The sequence below is a fragment of the Streptacidiphilus alkalitolerans genome (genome assembly GCF_042511045.1).
GTDB lineage: Bacteria > Actinomycetota > Actinomycetes > Streptomycetales > Streptomycetaceae > Streptacidiphilus > Streptacidiphilus alkalitolerans.
Window position 1 is genome coordinate 454,119 of record NZ_JBHEZX010000001.1, and the last position, 16,547, is coordinate 470,665.

Sequence of the window (16,547 nt, forward strand, 5' to 3'; positions counted from 1 at the left end):
GAGCGTGGACAGCGTGGAGAAGGACGGCACCCGGTTGCAGGACGACGGCCGCAGCCTGCTGGAGGTCCTGATCGACGGCAGACAGGCCGGACGGATCGACTACTTCCTCCTGGACGGTGAGGGGGACTCCCCCGCCGCCCGGGTCGGCGTGCACACGGTGGTCGACCCCTCCCACGAGGGCCAGGGCATCGGCGGCAGGCTCGCCGTCGAGTTCTACCGCGCCGTGGCGGCCGAGGGCCGCCCGGTGGTGCCGCTCTGCCCCTATCTCAAGCACTGGGCCGACACCCATCCGGACCAGGCCCCGGCCGCGGATCCCGAGCTGGTGCAGCGGGCCAAGTCCTACATGGAGACGCACTCCTCGCTCTGGTGACCCCGCGCTCCTGGCACCCCGCCCGCCGCGGCTAGCATGATCGACCATGTCCTCCCGACCCGTACGCCTGGCCCAGCACAGCGCCGTCTCCACCGAGCTCGCCCTGCTCAGCGACGAGCAGCTGCGCAGCAGCCTGGAGGCGGCGGTGCCGCTCGGCCGGGGCATCGGCGGGACGGTAGCGCAGCTGGACGTGGCGGGCGTGCGGGTCTTCGCCAAGCGGGTGCGGCTGACCGCGCTGGAACGGCTCCCGGAGAACGCCCGCTCCACCGCGAACCTGTTCGGGCTCCCGATGTTCTACCAGTACGGGGTGGGGTCCAGCGGTTTCGGGGCCTGGCGCGAACTGGCGGCCCAGCTGATGACCACCACCTGGGTGCTGACCGGCGAGGCCGACGGCTTCCCGCTGCTGCACCACTGGCGGGTGCTCACCGAGGACGCCGCCGCTCCGCCCACCCGGCAGGAGCAGGACGAAATCGACTTCCTGGTCGCGCACTGGGAGGGCGCACCGGCCGTCCGCACCCGGCTGGAAGCGCTCCAGGGGTCGACGGCGAGCGTGGTGCTCTTCCTGGAGCACATCCCGTACCGGCTCGGGGACTGGCTGCCGCCGCGGCTCGCCGAGGGCGGGGAGGCGGCAGCGGCTGCCTTCGCGATGGTGGAGCGGGAGCTCACCACCGCCGTCGACACCATGAACTCCCGCGGGCTGCAGCACTTCGACGCGCACTTCCACAATGTCCTGACGGACGGTCAGCAGATCTACCTCGCTGACTTCGGCCTCGCCCTGAGCGACCGCTTCGACCTGACCGGGGCCGAGGCCGACTTCCTCCGCCGGCACCGCAGCTACGACAGCTCGTACGTGGCCGCCCGGCTGCTCAACGCCCTGGTCTCGATCGAGGAGACCGGTGACCAGGAGGCGCTGGTCCGTGAGTACGGAGCCGGCGGCAACCCCGGCCGCCTCCCCGAGCCGCTTCGTGCCACCGCGCAGCGGCTCGCCCCGGTCGGCCTCGCCACCGGCGGCTTCTACCGCAGCCTGCGCCAGGACAGCCGGGACACCCCGTACCCGTCCGCCGCGATCGAACGCGCCTGTGCCGAGGCCGGGTTGGCCGCCTACGCGACCGCCGTACCCGCCGGCTGACCGAAGCCGCGCCGAATCCGGGCCGCACCCCCATCATCCGTGTGCGGCGCCGTACGTCAGACTGCCTCCCATGCGTCAACTGATTCAAGGCTTCCGCCACCTGCTGCACGGCCAGCGCTGGGCCGCCCGGCACGGCCGCTGGTGGGGGTTCGGGCTGCTGCCCGGCCTGGTCTCGCTGCTGCTCTACCTGGCCGCCCTCGCCGCGCTGATCACCTGGGGCGGCGACCTCGCCGACTGGCTCACCCCGTTCGCCGACCACTGGTCCTCGGGCCTGCGCTCGCTGGTCCGGGACGTCACCGCGCTGCTGCTGATCGGCGGCGGGCTGATGCTGGCCGTGGTCACCTTCACCGCGGTGACCCTGCTGATCGGGGAGCCGTTCTACGAGTCGCTCTCGGAGCGGGTCGAGGAGATAGAGGGCGGCGGACCGCCCCCGCTCGGCATGTCCTGGTGGCGCCAACTGCTCTGGGGTCTGCGGGACGCCCTCGCCTCGGTGCTGCTGGTGGCCGGTATCGGCCTGGTGCTGTTTGTGCTCAGCTTCATCCCGGTGGTGGGCCAGACCGTGGTCCCGGCCGTCGGGATCTGCGTGTCCGGCTTCTTCCTCGCCGAGCAGCTGACCGCTCTCGCCTTCCAGCGCCGCGGGTTGACGTTCCGTCAGCGGGTGCGCCAGCTGCGCGGCCGGCTGCCGCTGGCCCTGGGCTTCGGCGTGCCGCTGGCGCTGCTGTTCCTGATCCCGCTGGTGGCCGTGTTCGCCATGCCGGGCGCGGTGGCCGGCGCGACCCTGCTCGTCCGCGAGTTGGACGCACCGGCGACCCCGCCCACGACGCCGCCCACGACGTCGACCGTCCCCGAGTAGCGGTCGGTACACATGCCTTGAGGTCGCCGCCCCGGGGTGGTAGGCATGCCGGTATCTGACGCTTCGTCAGCTACTGGAGGTAGGTCCCGATGACCATCACCACCCTGCGCTTCAACCAGGTCACCCCCGGTCTCGACCGCCGCGAGGTGTCCGCCCGCTACCGCGCCACCGTCGAGATGGCGGCCTTCGCCGACAGCCATGGGTTCGACCTGGTCACCCTGGAGGAGCACCACGGCGCCGACGACGGCTGGAGCCCGTCCCCGCTGACCACCGCCGCGGCCGTGTTCGGGGCCACCGAACGGATCGGGGTGATCATCTGCGCCCTGCTCACCCCCCTCTACGAGCCACTGCGGCTGGCCGAGGACGTCGCCGTCCTCGACCATCTCAGCGGCGGACGGCTGACCCTGGTCGCCGGGCTCGGCTACCGCCCCGAGGAGTACACCGCCCTCGGCAAGGACTGGAAGCAGCGCGGCAAGCTCCAGGACCATGTGCTGGAGACCCTGCTCAAGGCCTGGACCGGCGAGCCCTTCGACTACCAGGGACGGACCGTGCGGGTCACCCCGCCGCCGCTGTCCCGGCCGCACCCCGGCCTGATGGCCGGCGGGTCCTCCCGCGCGGCGGTGCGCCGGGCGGTGCGGCTGGGGCTGCCCTTCTTCACCGCCGCCTACCTGCCGGAGCTGGTCGAGTACTACGACACGCTGGCCGCCGAGGCCGGTCTGGAGGGCGGCTTCGCCACGCTGCCCCCCGAGCGCACCGCGATGGTCCTCTGCACCGAGGACCCGGACAAGGCGTGGGCCGAGTACGGCCACTGCTTCCTGCACGAGGCCCGCACCTACGCCGACTGGCAGACCGCGGACATCTCCTCCGCGATGGCCAGCACCGCGACCACCCCGGAGCAGCTGCGCGCCGAGGGCATCTACGCCTGCCTCACCCCCGACGAGTGCCTGGCCATCGCCCGCGCCGAGGGCCCGATGGGGACCCTGCTGCTGCACCCGCTCTGCGGCGGCCTGCCGGTGGACGCCGGCTGGGAGAGCCTGCACCTGTTCGCGGACCGCGTGGTCCCGCACCTGGGCGACTGAACCGGCCGGGGCAACCGACCGAGCGGGACCCGGGCGACCCGTTTTTGCCCGCCCGGCGCGTGGAATCCGGGCGCGCGGAGTGGAACTCGGGCAGGATCGACCTACTGCCTAGAGGACGGGAAGCACATGACGAGCACTCCGCAGGAGAAGGACGGCACCGCCTACGACGTGATCGTCGTCGGCGCTGGCCCGGTCGGCGAGAACGTCGCGGACCGGGCCCGCGCCGCCGGCCTGACCGTGGCCCTCGTCGAGAGCGAGCTGGTCGGCGGCGAGTGCTCGTACTGGGCCTGCATGCCGAGCAAGGCGCTGCTGCGGCCCGTCGTCGCCCTGGCCGAGGCGCGCCGGCTGCCCGGTGCGCGCGAGGCGGTGACCGGACGGCTGGACGCCGCCGCGGTGCTGGCCCGGCGCGACTCGTTCACCTCGCACTGGAAGGACGACGGCCAGGCCGGATGGGTCAAGGACATCGGCGCGCAACTGGTCCGCGGCCACGGCCGCCTGGACGGCCCCCGCCGCGTCACGGTGACCCAACCGGACGGCAGCGAAACCCTTCTGACGGCACGTCATGCCGTGGTCCTGGCCACCGGCAGCCGCGCCGTGGTGCCCGATCTGCCGGGCGTCGCCGAGGCCGGGCCGTGGACCAGCCGCGAGGCCACCTCGTCCTCGGTCGTCCCGGAACGGCTCGCGGTGGTCGGCGGCGGGGTGGTCGGGGTGGAGATGGCCACCGCCTGGAACGCGCTCGGCTCCGAGGTCACCCTGCTGGTGCGCGGCGCCGGCCTGCTGCCGAACCTGGAACCGTTCGCCGGGGACCTGGTCACCGCCGGTCTCACCGAGGCGGGCGTGGACGTCCGCACCGAGGCGTCCGTCACCGAACTGCACCGCCCGGATCCGGACGGGCCGGTCACCCTCACCCTGAACGACGGCAGCGAGTTGGAGGTGGACGAGATCCTGTTCGCCACCGGCCGCGCACCCCGCAGCGAGGACCTGGGGCTGGACACCGTGGGCCTGAAGCCCGGCAGTTGGCTGGAGGTGGACGACAGCTGCCGGGTGACGGCCGTGGCCGACGGCTGGCTGTGGGCGGTGGGGGACGTCAACCACCGGGCCCTGCTGACCCACCAGGGCAAGTACCAGGGTCGGATCACCGGCGACGCCATCGGCGCCCTCGCCGCCGGCCGTCCGCTGGACACCACGCCCTGGGGCAGCCACACCGCCACGTCCGACGCCGCCTCCGTCCCGCAGGTGGTGTTCACCGATCCGGAGGTCGCCGCCGTGGGCCTGACCGCCGCGCAGGCGGAGCGGGCCGGGCTGCGGGTGCGCGCGGTGGACTACGAGATCGGCAGGGTCGCCGGGGCCAGCCTCTACGCGGACGGCTACCAGGGCCGCGCCCGGATCGTCGTCGACCTGGACCGGGAGGTCCTGGTCGGGGCGACCTTCGTCGGCGCGGCGGTCAGCGAGCTGCTGCACTCCGCGACGATCGCGATCACCGCGGAGGTGCCGCTGTCGCGGCTGTGGCACGCGGTCCCCTCGTACCCGACCATCAGCGAGGTCTGGCTGCGCCTGCTGGAGACCTACCGGGGCTGAACGAAACAGCTCCGGGCGAACCGGGATTGACGGCCCGTCAGGGTGCGGTCTCGCCGGAGCCGCGCGGGATCAGCCGCGCCGGGAGGACCACCCGGCGCGGCGCGGCGTGGTCGCCCTCCAGGCGGTGGAACAGCAGCTCGGCGGCGGCGCGGCCGAGCGCCGCCGGATCCTGGGCGACCACGGTCAGCCCCGGGGTCAGCAGGTCGGCGAGCTCCAGGTCGTCGAAGCCGACCAGCGCCGGGCGGCGGACCATCGACGGCAGTCGGCGCAGCACCCCCAGCGTGATCCGGTTGTTGCCGCAGAGCACCGCGGTGACCGGCGCCGGCCCGCCGGTCACCCGGTCCAGCGAGGCGGCCACGACGGACGGGTCGGTCGGTGCCATCACCACCCAGTCCTCGTCCACCGGGAGGTCCGCCGCCGCCATCGCCTGCCGGTAGCCGCTCAGGCGTTCCGCCGCGGTGTGGATGTGCGGGAGGTCGCCGAGGAAGGCGATCCGGCGGTGGCCGTGGCGGATCAGGTGCGCCACCCCGTCACGCGCTCCCCCGACGTTGTCGGTGAGCACGGCGTCGGCGTCGATCAGCTGGGCCGGGCGGTCGACGAACACGGCGGCGATCCCGGCGGCCAGCTCCGGCAGCAGGTAGCGGTGGTCGTCCCCGGCCGGGACCACCACCAGGCCGTCCACCCGGCGGGCGCAGAACGCCAGCGCGAGTTCCTGTTCGCGCCGGGCCTCCTCGCCGCTGGACCCGGTGAACAGCAGCGAGCCGTGCGCCCGGGCCACCGCCTCGACCGCGCGGCTGAGCTGGCCGGAGAAGGGGTCGGCGATGTCCTCCAGCAGCAGGCCGACGCTGGCGGTGCGGCCCTTGCGCAGCAGCCGGGCGCTGTCGTTGCGGCGGAACCCCAGCTCGGCGATGGCACCCTGGACCCGCGCGGTCATGTCGGAGGTGACGCCCGCCTCGCCGTTGACGACCCGCGAGACCGTCTTCAGGCCCACGCCGGCCCGGGCCGCGACGTCCTTCATGGTCGGTCTGGTCCCGTAGCGCGTGGTCATGCACGGCAGCATACGTCCGGGGGACGGCCCGCGGGCGGGCGAGCGGTGTGCAGCCGCGCCTGGGTAGGGTCGGAGGTGTCCGGGGGAAGCCCGGGCGTCTTCAGCCGATCGGACCAGGGGCGGTACGGAGTGACGGAGCATCTGGTGGTCATCGGCGGGGACGCCGCCGGAATGTCGGCGGCCTCGCAGGCACGCCGCAGGCGCGGCCCGGACGAGCTGCGCATCACCGCGTTCGAGCAGGGGGACTTCACCTCCTACTCCGCCTGCGGCATCCCCTACTGGGTGGGTGGCCAGGTCCCCGACCGCGACTCGCTGATCGCCCGGACGCCGGCCGAGCACCGCGAGCGCGGGATCGACCTGCGGCTGCGCACCCGGGTGACCGAGATCGACCTCGACCGGCGCCGGGTCCGCAGCCGCCGCACGGACGGCGACAGCGGCGGCGGGACCAGCGGTGACGGCGGCTCCGGCGGGCCGGAGGAGTGGACCGGCTTCGACCAGTTGGTCATCGCCACCGGCGCCGAGCCGCTGCGCCCGCCGCTCCCCGGCTTCGACGCGCCCGGCGTGCACGGGGTGCAGACGCTGGAGGACGGTGCCGCGCTGCTGGCGACCCTGCGGCGGGACGTCCGCCGCGCGGTCGTGGTCGGCGGCGGCTACATCGGCGTGGAGATGGCCGAGGCCATGATCCAGCGCGGGCTGCAGGTGACCGTGGTGCACCGCTCGGCCGAGCCGATGGCCACCCTGGACCCCGACATGGGCCGGCTGGTCCGGGTGGCGATGGAGGGCATGGGCATCGAGGTCGTCCCCGGCGCGGAGGCCAAGGAGGTGCTGCTGAACGCCGACGGCCGTCCCCGCGCCGTGCTCACCACCGTGGGCGAGCACCCGGCCGACGTCGTGGTGCTCGGCCTCGGCGTCCGTCCCCGGACGGCGCTGGCGCGGGCGGCCGGGCTGGCGCTGGGCGACTCCGGCGGACTGCGGACCGACTCCTCCATGCGGGTGGAGGGCGCGGAGGGGATCTGGGCCGGCGGCGACTGCGTGGAGGTGCTCAACCTGGTCTCGGGGCAGCACCAGCACATCGCGCTCGGCACCCACGCCAACAAGCACGGCCTGGTGATCGGCACCAACATCGGCGGCGGCCGGGCGACCTTCCCCGGCGTCGTCGGCACCGCCGTGAGCAAGGTCTGCGAGCTGGAGATCGCCCGCACCGGGCTGCGCGAGCGCGAGGCGACCGCCGCCGGGCTGAGCTTCGACCGGGCCGTCATCGAGGCCACCAGCCGGGCCGGCTACTACCCGGGCGCCGCCCCGATGACGGTGAAGATGATCGCCGAACGGGGCAGCGGCCGGATGCTGGGCCTGCAGATCGTCGGCCGCGAGGGCGCGGCCAAGCGGGTGGACATCGGCGCGGTGGCCCTCACCGCGGGCATGACCGTCGACCAGGTGGTCTCGCTGGACCTCGGCTACGCCCCGCCGTTCAGCCCGGTGTGGGACCCGGTCCAGGTGGCGGCCCGCAAACTGGTCTCGGGTCGCGCGGTCAGCGGGACATGATGAAGCGCAGCGCCAGGCCCTGGGCGGTCATCCAGTAGGTGACCCGCTGCCCGTCGTCGGCGGCCAGCGAGTCGACGCCGGGCAGGGCGACGTCGACCGGCTTGCTCGCATGACTGCCGAGCTTGTCGCTCTGCACCGCGACGGTGAGGGTGTGTGCGTCGTACTCGTCCATCTGGCCGCCGGTGGCGAGCAGCGCAGCGTAGGTGCTCTGGCCCGGAGCGAGGGTGGAGAGCGCCATCGGGTCGCTGCTGTCCTTGATCACCGGGACCAGCCCCTGGGCATCGGAACCGAGCTTGACGTAGGGGTAGCGGTAGACGTTGCAGGTCGTCCGGCCGGTGTTGGTGGCGGTGAGCAGGATGTGCCGGACGGGCTGGCCCTTGTCGTCCTCGCTGGTGGCGGAGAAGGCGAGGTCGGCCGTGCTGCAGGCGGCTATGGCGGTGGGACTGGGCTTGCTCGTCGCGGTGACCGGCTCGACGGACGAGGACGCGGAAGCGGTAGCGGAAGTGGACGCCGCGGCGCCCGCCCCGCTGTTCTTACCATCCGGGCTGCAGGCCGCGGACGTGAGGAGCGCGGCGATCGCCACCGCCCCGCCGGTATAGGTCTTCCAACTGCTCATGGTGCTGCGCATGGTGGTCCCCCGTGTGTCTTCGCGTACGCCAAGCCGACGGCCCGACTCTGCGTCTATGCACGGTAAGAGTTGGCTTTACGCTCTTGCCTTGAGCATTGTTGCGATTCCCGGACACAGCGCCCGGATCTGTTACAGATTCCGGATACAGACGCCTGGCCTCCGTTCCAAAGTCGTAGGCGGCGTAGTCCCCTGGTCCGAGGTCCCGACGGCGTGGGCCGCATACGGTCGGGGGCACAGGCGAATCGTGGATCAGGGGAAAGGGGGCACGCCCATGCGTGCCATCGTTGTGCGGGAGTTCGGCGGACCGGAGCAGCTGCGGATCGAGGAGGTGCCCGATCCCGTCCCAGGGACGGGCGAGGTACTGGTCGAAGTCGAAGCGGCAGGGATCCAGTTCATCGAGACCCAGGTCAGGACGGGTCGGCTGCAGGGCATCTCGCCGGTCGCCCCGGCCGGGCTGCCCTGGACGCCGGGACGCGAGGTGGCCGGGGTGGTCCGGGCCGTCGGCGCGGGGGTGGACCAGGAGCTGGTCGGCCGCCGGGTCGCCGGGCAGACCGCGACCCAGGGCGGCTACGCCGAACTGGCCGTGCTGACCGCCGCCGGGGCCCACCCGCTGCCCGAGCACCTGCCCAGCACCGAGGCGGTGGCCCTGCTCGGCACCGGCCGGACGGCGGTCGGGCTGGTCGAGACCGCGGGCATCGGCAAGGGCGACACCGTGCTGATCGAGTCCGCCGCCGGCGCGGTCGGCGCCCAGGTGATCCAGCTCGCCCGAGCGGCCGGGGCCGAGCGGATCATCGGCCTCGCCCGCGGCGAGGAGAAGCTGGCGCTGGTAAGGGAGTTGGGCGCGGACGCCGCCGTCGACTACACCGACGAGACCTGGCCCGCGCAGGTACGGGCGGCTGCGCCGGAGGGCGTGACCGTGGTCCTGGACGCCGTCGGCGGGGAGACCGGAAGCCGGGCGTTCGACCTGCTGGCACCGGGCGGACGGTTTGTCATCTTCGGCTTCTCCAGCGGCGCGATGACCGTGCTCGACCCGGCGCTGGTGGCCGAGCGGGGCATCCTCACCCCCGCCTACTTCGGGCCGCCGACCGGCCCGCGCAGCCCCCAGGAGCAGCTGCGGCAGACCCGCGAGGCCCTGACCGCAGCGGCCGACGGACGGCTGAAGCCGCTGGTCGGACGGACCTTCCCGCTCGCCGACGCGGCTGCCGCGCACCAGGCGATCACCTCCCGGGCCACGGTGGGCAAGACGGTGCTCATCCCGTAGCGGGCGGGCGGAGGGCGGCGGGCGGGGACCAGGGGGTGAGACGACCGGCGGCCGCCCTTCCGGGTACTGATCAACCGCTGTAAGGATGGTTCCCGCCCCACCTCGCCTCCCTCCCCAGGAGCCGTCCCATGGCATCGGCCTCGGCCTCCGCCACCAGTCCGCACAACGGTCCGCTCAGTCACCGCTACCGGGGCGAGCATCCGCTGCGCACCCTCGTCTACCTCTTCGAACCGGACCGGCGCAAATTCGCGCAGGCCGTCGCCGCCTACTTCGCCAAGCACACGCCGGTCTGGCTGCTGCCGCTGATCACCGCCAATGTCATCGACGTGGTGGTGCAGCACAAGCCGGTGTCCGCGCTCTGGTGGAACGCCGGCGTCCTGCTGGTGATCCTCTCCCTCAACCTGCCGATGCACCTGCTCTACGTCCGCTGGATGCACGGCAGTATCCGCCGCACCGGGACCAGGCTGCGCTCGGCGCTGTGCCACCGGATGCAGCAGCTGTCCATCGGCTACCACTCCCAGGTCAGCGCGGGCGTGCTGCAGGCCAAGGTGATCCGGGACGTCGAGAGCATCGAGACCGCCGCCCAGCAGACCGCCGACAACGGCCTGGCCGCGGTGGCGACCCTGCTCGGCGGCCTGGTGGTGATCGGCGTGCAGACTCCCCTCTTCCTGCCGGTGTTCCTGGTCCTGGTGCCGGCCTCGGCCGCACTGGTGGTGCGGCTGCGCGCACGGCTGCGCACCGACAACGAGACCTTCCGCCGCCAGGTGGAGCAACTCTCGTCCCGTGTCATCGAGATGACCACGCTGATCCCGATCACCCGGGCCCACGCCCTGGAGCGCACCGCGCTGAAGCGGGTCGACCGGACCCTCGGGTCGGTCCTCACCGCCGGGTTGCGCCTCGACCTGCTCAACGGCCTGTTCGGGGCGCTCGCCTGGATCCTGCTGAACACCATCGGGGTGGGCTGCCTGGTCGGCTCTGCGCTGGTCGCGTACTACGGCTGGTTCGCGGTGACGGCCGGTCAAGTCGTGATGCTCAGCGCCTACTTCACCGCGCTGACCAGTTCCGTCACCAGTCTGATGACGCTCACTCCGATCATCGGCAAGGGCCTGGCCTCGGTCCGCTCGGCCGGTGAGGTGCTGGAGGCCCCCGACCTGGAGGACAACGCGGGCAAGGCCGAGGTCGCCGAGATCCGCGGCCGGGTCACCTTCCAGCAGGTCGGCTACACCTACCCCGGCGCCGACCGTCCGTCCGTCACCGGCTTCGACCTGGACGTACGGGCCGGCGAGACGATCGCGCTGGTCGGCGGCTCGGGCGCGGGCAAGTCCACCGTCCTCAACCTGGTGATCGGCTTCCTCCGCCCCACCGAGGGCCGGATCCTGCTCGACGGCCAGGACATGGAGGCGCTGGACCTGCGCAGTTACCGCACCTTCCTCTCCGTGGTGCCGCAGGAGTCGATCCTGTTCGAGGGCAGCATCCAGGAGAACGTCACCTACGGCCTGACCGACGTCCCCGAGGAGCGGGTGCGCACGGCCCTGCGGGACGCCAACGCGCTGGAGTTCATCGACCGGCTCCCGGACGGACTCGCCACCGTGGTCGGCGAGCGCGGCGCCCGGCTCTCCGGCGGCCAGAAGCAGCGCCTGGCCATCGCCCGCGCGCTGATCCGCGACCCCCGGGTGCTGATCCTGGACGAGGCCACCTCCTCACTGGACTCCCGTTCCGAGGCCCTGGTCCAACAGGCCCTGGGGCGGCTGATCCAGGGCCGCACCGTCTTTGTGGTCGCGCACCGGCTCTCCACCATCAAGGGCGCCGACCGCATCGTCGTCCTGGACGACGGCCGGATCGCCGAGATCGGCCCGCACGACCGCCTGCTCCGCAACGGCGGCCCCTACGCGGGCCTCCAGGCCGCCCAGATCGCCTGACGGGAGTCCGCGGCCCACGGGCCTCATCCCAGCCGTGGGCGCGGACTCCCGCAGCAGGCTCAGCCGGTCTTCACCGTGCACGCCGTGCCGTTGAGCGTGGCAGCCGACGGCGGGGTGTCGGCGGTGGTCCAACTGCCGTTGAAGCCGAAGGCGACCGATCCGCCGGAGCCGGGGATCGCCGCGTTGTAGGAGAGGTTGGCCACGGTGACGGCGGCGCCGGTCTGGCTGTAACTGCCGTTCCACAGCTGGGTGATCTTCTGGCCGCTGGGGAAGGACCAGCTGACGGTCCACCCGTTCACCGCAGCCGCAGCATGGTTGACGACGGTGACATTGGCACCGAAGCCGCCGGCCCACTGACTGCTGACGGTGTAGTCGACCTCGCAGGCACCAACCGTGGGCGTGGAGGTGGGAGTTGGCGTCGGGGTTGCGGTGGCGGTCGGGGTGGGCGTCGGGGTCGGCGTGGGCGTCGGGGTCGGGGTCGGTGTGCCGGTCGCGGTGCCCGCCGTGTCGCCGTAGACGATGCCGCGGCCGTTGGTGCTGACGTAGACCCGGCCGTAGATCCGGGGGTCACCGGTGATCGCGGCGCCGGTCCAACCCCACTGGTGCTGGTCGTCGTTGATGCGGATCCAGCTCGTGCCGGCGTCGTCCGAGCGGTAGATGCCGCGCACGCCACCGATCTGGGCGCTGGTGTAGAGGGCCGGGTAGCTGCTGCCGGGGGCGGCTTTGCCGAAGCCGATGGTGTCGGCCGCGTCCACCCCGGTCAGCTTGCTGAAGCTCGCGCCGCCGTTGGTGGAGTGCCACAGCCCGTACGTCGCGCCGGCCGCCGTGCCGGTGGTGCCGCCGGCCAGCCAGATGTCGCCCTTGACCCCCGGCAGTGCCTTGAACCGGACCGGGCCGGTGGCCGGAAGTCCGGTCGCCGCCGTGGCGGTGAAGGTCGCGCCGGCGTCGGTGCTGCGGTAGAAGGTCCCGGCCGAGAAGCCGTAGAAGGTCTTGGGGTCGGTGCGGTCCGAGGACACCGTCGCGCCCGCCGGGATCCCGGTCGACGCGGTCCAGGCGTTGCCGTACCCGGTGGAGTGGTAGACCCCTGCTCCGGCCGGGCTCCACACCGTGGCGCTGCCGTCGGACGCCAGGGCGACCGTGCCGCCGCCGGTGACGCCGCTGGGCTCGCTGGAGGCAGCGAACCAGTCGGCGCCGTCGTCGGTGGAGTAGCCGATGTGCTTGTCGGTCGACCCTGACGCGGTGTCACCGACCCTGACGATGACGCTGGGAGTGGTCTCGGCGTAGTCGATGGCGGTGGAGGTGGTGAAGGTGGGCGAGGAGAAGATCTTCGCCGGGACCGCGGTGACATCGGTGTGCCGGAATCCGCCCAGGTCGCCGAGGGCGCTCAGCAGCGGTGCCCCGGTCGGCGGGCTGATCAGGTCGTTGACGGCGGTCTCCTCCAGACCCTGCACCACCGGGGTGATGCTGATCTTCTTCCCGGCGTCGAAGTCGGTCAGGTCCGAACTGCCGAAGAGGGTGGCGCCGGTGCCGAACATCATCCGGTTTGAGTTGAAGGGGTCGATCGCCAGCGCCTCGGTCATCCACCCCAGTTTGGGCGTCTCCTCGGGCGGCGAGGGGTTGGCGCCCATGGTCAGCCAGGGCACCGAGGAGATGTCCAGGGTGTACTGGTCGGCCCGGGTCGGATAGCCGTTGTAGGACCAGAACGGCTTCCAGGTGGCTCCGCTGTCGGTGCTGCGCCAGATCTGGGTGTCCGGCCACCAGGAACTGTAGGCGGTGACCATCAGCGTGCCGGGGTGCTCGCGGTCGATGGCGAGTCCGCTGTAGCCGAAGTAGTTGTTGCTGCTGTCGCTGGACGGCACCGGGCTGGTGTTGGTCCAGACCCCGGTCGAGGTGGCGTACTTCCACAGGTCGCCGTGCGCACCGTCGTACGGACCGCCGGTGTCGCTGTAGGCGATGAACAGGTTGCCGCCCGTCGCGTCCAGGACCGCCTGGTGCGGGAGGAAGCCGGTGGGCTGGCCGGCCACGGCCGTCCAGGTGGTGCCGCCGTCGTCGGAGCGGTAGATGCTGTGGGCCTTGTCGGCGACGCCGACGAACACCGTCTTCGTCACGCCGTTGACGGTGCCGCTGCCCTTGTCGAAGACCTCCCAGAGCACGCCCTCGGTGTCGCTCTGGTAGCCGGAGGTGTCGGTGGGGTCGGGGGCGTACGTGCCCGCGTCCGGGAAGGAGCCGACCTTGGCCCAGGTCACGCCGTAGTCCGTGCTGCGCCAGAGCCCGTTGCCGCTCTCGGCGCCGAAGTAGAGCACCTTGTCGTTGTTGGGGTCGATGGCGAGCCGCTCGCCCATCCCCCGCCCGGGCATATTGCCGCCGACCTTGAACGGGAGCACGGTGCGCTGCCAGGTCGCGCCCTGGTCGGTGGAACGGAGGATGGCGCCGTTGTCAGGGTCCCAACTGTTGGTGTAACTGCCTGCGGCGACATAGACCCGGGACGGGTCGACGGCGTCGGTGGCCAGGCTGGCGACACCGGTCAGGTTCCAGTCGTTCCACCCGACCGAGTCCAGTAGCGGGATCCACTTCTTGCTGGTCGGATCCTGCCGATAGGCGCCGCCGACGTCCGTCCGCGCATACACCAGGCCGGACTTGCCCTGGTTGAAGATGATCCCGGGGACGAAGCCGCCGCCGCCGATCTGCACATTGCTCCAGGTGTAGGGCTGGCTGGCGGCCGTCGCGGCAGCGGGTCCGGCGGGCGCGGCAGCCGCCGGGACCAGGCCCACGGTGGCCAGGGCCGGAACCAGCGCAGCGGCGGCCACCGCCAGCGCGGTGAGCAGCGGCCGGGAGCGAAGGCCCCGCGCACCGGGACGGTCCAGGGGACGGAAGCGGGGACGGGAACGTGGACGGGCATCCGGACGCAGGCGTGCGGGCAGGACTGGACGGAGCATCGGGTGGACTCCTCAGCGGGTGGGGGCGCGTGCGCAGTCATGCAGCCACCCTGCTGACGGAACGTCAACACTGCTTCCGGCGGCGCGGAAGCGCTTCGCTGGTCCCAGCACCGGAAGTGCGTCAAGGTCCGTGAAACCTACATGCGCTCCGGCCGGATCAGCCCGACTCCCGCAGCAGCAGCTGGGTGGCCATCACCACCCGCTCACCGGACTCCGCCCCGGTCACTCCGTCCGCTCCAGCCCCGGAGACCGGCGCCGCCAGCAGCTCGGCCACCGCCCGTTCCCCCATCTCCTCCACCGGCTGCCGCACCGTGCTCAGTTGCGGCCGGGTGCGCCGCGCCACCGCGTCGTCGTCGAAGCCGATCACCGCCACGCCGTCCGGCACCGAGATCCCCAACCGGTGCAGGGCGCGCAGCGCGCCGGCCGCCATCAGGTCGGAGGCGGCGAAGACCGCGTCCAGGTCGGGCCGCAGGTCGAGCAGGCGGAGCAGCGCGTGCTCGCCGGAGGCGACGGTGAAGTCCCCGTAGGCGACGGCCTCGCGCACCGGGACCGGGGTGTCCGCCTCGCTGATCGCCCTGCGGTAGCCGGCCAGCCGGTCCGCGCCGACCGCCATGTCCGGCGGCCCGGCGATGGTGCCGATCGCGCGCCGGCCGGAGTTCAGCAGGTGGCGTACTGCCAGCACCGCGCCGCCGTGGTTGTCCGCGTCCACGCTGGGGATGTCGCCGGCGCCGGAGAACCGGCCCACCGAGACCACCGGCACGCCCGCCGCCTGGATCAGCCGCGGCAGCGCGTCGCCGCCCCAGGGGCCGACCAGCAGGATGCCGTCGACATGGCCGCCGCAGAGGTAGCGGACCAGGGTGGGCCGCTGCGACCGGCGCGAGGCGGTGAGCACCACCAACTCCCGGTCGGCGGACTGGAGTGCCCGTTCGACCCCGAGCAGCAGACGCGAGTAGAAGAGGTCGGACTGGTAGTGGATCATGTCCTCGAAGACCACGACCGCGATCGCACCGGCAGCCCGACCAGGGACGTTGTGGGCATGGTGGGCCCGGTGCCGTACGTATCCGAGCTCGGTCACCGCAGACTCCACCCTGGCCAGGGCAGCCGCGCTGACCTTGGCCGAACGGTTGAGCACACGGGACGCCGTCGCCGTGGACACACCCGCCCTGCGGGCGACCTCGGCGAGGGTGGGCCTGGCCGTCTCCGTGACCATGACCGTACGTTCCATGGGCAGCCCCTTTGCTCCGTTATGGAGACTCCGGCAGTAGCCGATGGACTGTCAAGACGCGTGCACGACAGGACTGTTGATGTTGTCGAAGCGCTTCACCAGTGGGTCGGGCGGCTGAGTCCGGACGGCAGTCGGGTCGCGGCGTCGCCGACCGCCGCGTCCACCTGGGACTGGATCAGGAACAGCGCACCGGTCAGATCCGCGCCCCTGATGTCCGTCCCGCGGAAGTCCGCGCCGATCACATCGGCCCCGCGCAGATCCGCGTCCCGCAGGTCGGCGCCGATCAGATACGCACCGCGCAGATTGGCGCCGCGAAGGTCGGCGGAACGCAGCTTGGCGCCGATCAGGTCGGCCCCGCGGTGGTCCTTCCGCTTCCCTCGGCCCTTCACCCTCGGCTCGGCGCGGGTCAGTTCGCTCGCCCGCAGCAGAAGCACGTTGACCTCCGAACGGAGCGCGGGCACATCCGTGCCGTGCAGTGCCTCGGGGCGTTCCAGGGTGAGCGCGCGGGTCCGGTCCAGGGCCGCGCGCAGCTCGTTGTGGACCTCGGCGGCGGCCGGGAGGCGCAGCGCCTCGGTGAGGTAGTGGAGCAGTTCGTGCAGGTCCCGCATCACCGGGAAGACCTCGAACATCTGCCGCGCCGTGTCCGGGGCCCGGCGCCAGTCCTGGCCGCCGAAGGTGACTTGGGAGACCTTCTGCCCCGCGCCGAAGCAGTCGTAGACGGTGCAGCCCCGAAAGCCCTTCTCCCGCAGCCCGGTGTGGATACCGCAGCGGAAGTCCTGCCGCAGATTCGGGCAGGCCTGACCGGCGCTCTTGTTGATCGCGAAGTCCGCCGAGGCCGCGAAGGCCGGGGCAACACAGCAGAGCGCAAAGCAGTTGGCGCAGTCGGCCCGCAGCTCACCGTCTGCGGACGGGCCTGCGGACGGATCTGCGGACGCGCGGTTCTCTGACACGGTTCGGGAACTTCCGGACGGGGCGGATG

At 72.5% G+C, this 16,547-nt stretch carries 13 protein-coding genes; 8 read left to right on the plus strand and 5 right to left on the minus strand.

The features are described from left to right. The first annotated feature begins 4 nt into the window (after positions 1–4). The 5 genes from ACEZDG_RS02070 (at position 5) to ACEZDG_RS02090 (ending at position 5,009) form a co-directional block, all read left to right on the plus strand. Positions 5–370, plus strand: a complete 366-nt coding sequence (locus ACEZDG_RS02070; protein WP_380501544.1) for a GNAT family N-acetyltransferase — start codon at positions 5–7, stop codon at positions 368–370. Between the two features lie 46 nt (positions 371–416). Continuing rightward, on the plus strand, positions 417–1,499 hold the full coding sequence (locus tag ACEZDG_RS02075; RefSeq protein ID WP_380501546.1) for a protein kinase family protein: 1,083 nt from the start codon (positions 417–419) through the stop codon (positions 1,497–1,499). A gap of 70 nt (positions 1,500–1,569) precedes the next feature. Then, positions 1,570–2,352 carry an EI24 domain-containing protein gene (locus ACEZDG_RS02080; RefSeq protein WP_380501548.1) on the plus strand — a complete coding sequence of 261 codons (783 nt, stop codon included), beginning with the start codon at positions 1,570–1,572 and terminating at the stop codon, positions 2,350–2,352. A gap of 89 nt (positions 2,353–2,441) precedes the next feature. Further along, on the plus strand, positions 2,442–3,431 hold the full coding sequence (locus ACEZDG_RS02085) for an LLM class flavin-dependent oxidoreductase (RefSeq protein WP_380501550.1): 990 nt from the start codon (positions 2,442–2,444) through the stop codon (positions 3,429–3,431). A gap of 126 nt (positions 3,432–3,557) precedes the next feature. Beyond that, a complete protein-coding gene (locus ACEZDG_RS02090; protein WP_380501552.1) occupies positions 3,558–5,009 on the plus strand; it encodes a dihydrolipoyl dehydrogenase family protein in 1,452 nt (483 codons plus the stop codon). A 37-nt stretch (positions 5,010–5,046) separates the two neighbouring features. Here the strand turns inward: ACEZDG_RS02090 and ACEZDG_RS02095 are convergent, their stop codons facing one another. After that, positions 5,047–6,057, minus strand: a complete 1,011-nt coding sequence (locus ACEZDG_RS02095) for a LacI family DNA-binding transcriptional regulator (RefSeq protein ID WP_380501554.1) — start codon at positions 6,055–6,057, stop codon at positions 5,047–5,049. A gap of 129 nt (positions 6,058–6,186) precedes the next feature. Here ACEZDG_RS02095 and ACEZDG_RS02100 point away from each other — a divergent pair, with 129 nt between their 5' ends. After that, positions 6,187–7,599, plus strand: coding sequence for an FAD-dependent oxidoreductase (locus ACEZDG_RS02100; protein WP_380501556.1), 1,413 nt, complete (start codon positions 6,187–6,189; stop codon positions 7,597–7,599). On the opposite strand, the gene ACEZDG_RS02105 is transcribed toward ACEZDG_RS02100, so the two are convergent. After that, positions 7,586–8,227: a DUF4232 domain-containing protein gene (locus ACEZDG_RS02105; protein ID WP_380501558.1), complete on the minus strand. Its 642-nt coding sequence runs from the start codon at positions 8,225–8,227 to the stop codon at positions 7,586–7,588. The two genes, ACEZDG_RS02100 and ACEZDG_RS02105, sit on opposite strands and share 14 nt — an antisense overlap. A gap of 271 nt (positions 8,228–8,498) precedes the next feature. Here ACEZDG_RS02105 and ACEZDG_RS02110 point away from each other — a divergent pair, with 271 nt between their 5' ends. Together ACEZDG_RS02110 and ACEZDG_RS02115 are read left to right on the plus strand one after the other, a co-directional pair. After that, positions 8,499–9,488 carry a zinc-binding dehydrogenase gene (locus tag ACEZDG_RS02110; RefSeq protein WP_380501560.1) on the plus strand — a complete coding sequence of 330 codons (990 nt, stop codon included), beginning with the start codon at positions 8,499–8,501 and terminating at the stop codon, positions 9,486–9,488. Between the two features lie 128 nt (positions 9,489–9,616). Continuing rightward, positions 9,617–11,407, plus strand: a complete 1,791-nt coding sequence (locus tag ACEZDG_RS02115; protein WP_380501562.1) for an ABC transporter ATP-binding protein — start codon at positions 9,617–9,619, stop codon at positions 11,405–11,407. Positions 11,408–11,466: 59 nt separating this feature from the next. On the opposite strand, the gene ACEZDG_RS02120 is transcribed toward ACEZDG_RS02115, so the two are convergent. From ACEZDG_RS02120 to ACEZDG_RS02130, 3 genes are all read right to left on the minus strand, one after another. Continuing rightward, the gene (locus ACEZDG_RS02120) at positions 11,467–14,343 is read right to left on the minus strand and encodes a cellulose binding domain-containing protein (RefSeq protein ID WP_380501564.1); all 2,877 of its coding nucleotides are present in this window, start codon (positions 14,341–14,343) and stop codon (positions 11,467–11,469) included. A gap of 157 nt (positions 14,344–14,500) precedes the next feature. Further along, entirely contained in the window at positions 14,501–15,568 is a 1,068-nt protein-coding gene (locus ACEZDG_RS02125) for a LacI family DNA-binding transcriptional regulator (RefSeq protein ID WP_380501566.1), read from the minus strand. A gap of 95 nt (positions 15,569–15,663) precedes the next feature. Further along, positions 15,664–16,518 (minus strand): pentapeptide repeat-containing protein, encoded by an 855-nt coding sequence (locus ACEZDG_RS02130; RefSeq protein ID WP_380501568.1) that lies wholly within the window; start codon positions 16,516–16,518, stop codon positions 15,664–15,666. Between the last annotated feature and the right edge of the window lie 29 nt (positions 16,519–16,547).

Coding starts and splice junctions, on each gene's coding strand:
- ACEZDG_RS02090 (WP_380501552.1), top strand. CDS start 3,558: ATGACGAGCACTCCGCAGGAGAAGGACGGCACCGCCTACGACGTGATC.
- ACEZDG_RS02115 (WP_380501562.1), top strand. CDS start 9,617: ATGGCATCGGCCTCGGCCTCCGCCACCAGTCCGCACAACGGTCCGCTC.
- ACEZDG_RS02075 (WP_380501546.1), top strand. CDS start 417: ATGTCCTCCCGACCCGTACGCCTGGCCCAGCACAGCGCCGTCTCCACC.
- ACEZDG_RS02095 (WP_380501554.1), bottom strand. CDS start 6,057: ATGACCACGCGCTACGGGACCAGACCGACCATGAAGGACGTCGCGGCC.
- ACEZDG_RS02110 (WP_380501560.1), top strand. CDS start 8,499: ATGCGTGCCATCGTTGTGCGGGAGTTCGGCGGACCGGAGCAGCTGCGG.
- ACEZDG_RS02080 (WP_380501548.1), top strand. CDS start 1,570: ATGCGTCAACTGATTCAAGGCTTCCGCCACCTGCTGCACGGCCAGCGC.
- ACEZDG_RS02105 (WP_380501558.1), bottom strand. CDS start 8,227: ATGCGCAGCACCATGAGCAGTTGGAAGACCTATACCGGCGGGGCGGTG.
- ACEZDG_RS02125 (WP_380501566.1), bottom strand. CDS start 15,568: ATGGAACGTACGGTCATGGTCACGGAGACGGCCAGGCCCACCCTCGCC.
- ACEZDG_RS02120 (WP_380501564.1), bottom strand. CDS start 14,343: ATGCTCCGTCCAGTCCTGCCCGCACGCCTGCGTCCGGATGCCCGTCCA.
- ACEZDG_RS02085 (WP_380501550.1), top strand. CDS start 2,442: ATGACCATCACCACCCTGCGCTTCAACCAGGTCACCCCCGGTCTCGAC.